The 2,059-nt window shown below is 42.7% G+C and carries 3 protein-coding genes and 1 pseudogene; 3 read left to right on the forward strand and 1 reads right to left on the reverse strand.

The features are described from left to right. Positions 1–242 precede the first annotated feature (242 nt). Together R7R24_RS24315 and catA are read left to right on the forward strand one after the other, a co-directional pair. Positions 243–446 (forward strand): hypothetical protein, encoded by a 204-nt coding sequence (locus tag R7R24_RS24315; RefSeq protein ID WP_197465993.1) that lies wholly within the window; start codon positions 243–245, stop codon positions 444–446. A 149-nt stretch (positions 447–595) separates the two neighbouring features. Continuing rightward, positions 596–1,237: a type A chloramphenicol O-acetyltransferase gene (catA, locus tag R7R24_RS24320; RefSeq protein ID WP_001011941.1), complete on the forward strand. Its 642-nt coding sequence runs from the start codon at positions 596–598 to the stop codon at positions 1,235–1,237. A gap of 568 nt (positions 1,238–1,805) precedes the next feature. On the opposite strand, the gene R7R24_RS24325 is transcribed toward catA, so the two are convergent. Then, a complete protein-coding gene (locus tag R7R24_RS24325; RefSeq protein WP_000347577.1) occupies positions 1,806–2,003 on the reverse strand; it encodes a cupin domain-containing protein in 198 nt (65 codons plus the stop codon). Here R7R24_RS24325 and R7R24_RS24330 point away from each other — a divergent pair. Next, positions 1,984–2,059: pseudogene (locus R7R24_RS24330) on the forward strand (SMR family transporter); the annotation flags it as partial. The gene R7R24_RS24325 and the pseudogene R7R24_RS24330 overlap by 20 nt on opposite strands.

Raw genomic sequence — 2,059 nt, forward strand, 5'->3', positions numbered from 1 at the left:
GCGGTAAACGAGTGAGGGAATTTCAGGTAAGATACTTCGGATGAGGAGCAAAAAGGTGGTTTATACTTCCTATACCCTTTATACTTCCTATACCCCGGTTATCCGGTGGTTTTCTGTTTGCGGAATAAAACAGATTAGTGACAGTTTTCTCAGAATGGCGTGTTCCGGTGACTTCTGTTTTCGTGTGCTGCATCCGGAAGTGTCAGGCCCGCCGGATATGAAAAAGGCCTCCGGAGAGTACCGTGACTTTATTTTCGGCACAAATACAGGGGTCGATGGATAAATACGGCGATAGTTTCCTGACGGATGATCCGTATGTACCGGCGGAAGACAAGCTGCAAACCTGTCAGATGGAGATTGATTTAATGGCGGATGTGCTGAGAGCACCGCCCCGTGAATCCGCAGAACTGATCCGCTATGTGTTTGCGGATGATTGGCCGGAATAAATAAAGCCGGGCTTAATACAGATTAAGCCCGTATAGGGTATTATTACTGAATACCAAACAGCTTACGGAGGACGGAATGTTACCCATTGAGACAACCAGACTGCCTTCTGATTATTAATATTTTTCACTATTAATCAGAAGGAATAACCATGAATTTTACCCGGATTGACCTGAATACCTGGAATCGCAGGGAACACTTTGCCCTTTATCGTCAGCAGAATAAATGCGGATTCAGCCTGACCACCAAACTCGATATTACCGCTTTGCGTACCGCACTGGCGGAGACAGGTTATAAGTTTTATCCGCTGATGATTTACCTGATCTCCCGGGCTGTTAATCAGTTTCCGGAGTTCCGGATGGCACTGAAAGACAATGAACTTATTTACTGGGACCAGTCAGACCCGGTCTTTACTGTCTTTCATAAAGAAACCGAAACATTCTCTGCACTGTCCTGCCGTTATTTTCCGGATCTCAGTGAGTTTATGGCAGGTTATAATGCGGTAACGGCAGAATATCAGCATGATACCAGATTGTTTCCGCAGGGAAATTTACCGGAGAATCACCTGAATATATCATCATTACCGTGGGTGAGTTTTGACGGATTTAACCTGAACATCACCGGAAATGATGATTATTTTGCCCCGGTTTTTACGATGGCAAAGTTTCAGCAGGAAGGTGACCGCGTATTATTACCTGTTTCTGTACAGGTTCATCATGCAGTCTGTGATGGCTTTCATGCAGCACGGTTTATTAATACACTTCAGCTGATGTGTGATAACATACTGAAATAAATTAATTAATTCTGTATTTAAGCCACCGTATCCGGCAGGAATGGTGGCTTTTTTTTATATTTTAACCGTAATCTGTAATTTCGTTTCAGAATGGTTCAGGATCACTGTACGATAATGCCCCCGCAGTTTGGTAATACCCTTAATAAAAAAGAAACAGCAAAGACTGACAGCAATAATAATAAAGTAAGCAGTAACAATAATATTAACAACACCAGATGCAGTTATAATAATAGTATTTAAGACACCAGAAAGACTGCTGCGACAGTCATTTTGAACAACACCAAAATGCCGTAAAGGCAGTAGTAACAACACCAGTGAAAACATCACGATAGCATAGTGATATGCCTGAGTGTGTGTAATTAAACAATAAATAAACCGCCATATATAACAGAAGATAGTATTCTGAATGGCATGCTTTTCTGTTCAGTATAAACATATCATCCCGGTTGGTATAAGGATGATATATAATAAGTTAAGCTTAACACATATTTATTTTGGTTTTATTTTACAAATAAAGTAAGACGATCCGTTAAGTCAAAGCGGGGTATATTTATTATACCCTGCTTTTTTATTTGTCCGCCGGGCGCGGATAATGGATCAGATTATGCAGTGTCACAATGGCCTTACCGGGATTGGCGTAAGCGTGCGGGATATCCGCATGGAAGCGCAGGGATTCCCCGGCAGAAACGGTGTGCCACTCATCCCCCAGCCGCAGTTGTAATGCGCCTTCCAGTACAATGACATGTTCTCTGGTTCTGAAATCCATCCCTGTCGGTGTTGCTTATGCAGTCTGGTCGGGACTCGGCGTCGTCATAATTACAG

This window comes from Vibrio sp. 704 (assembly GCF_033339295.1).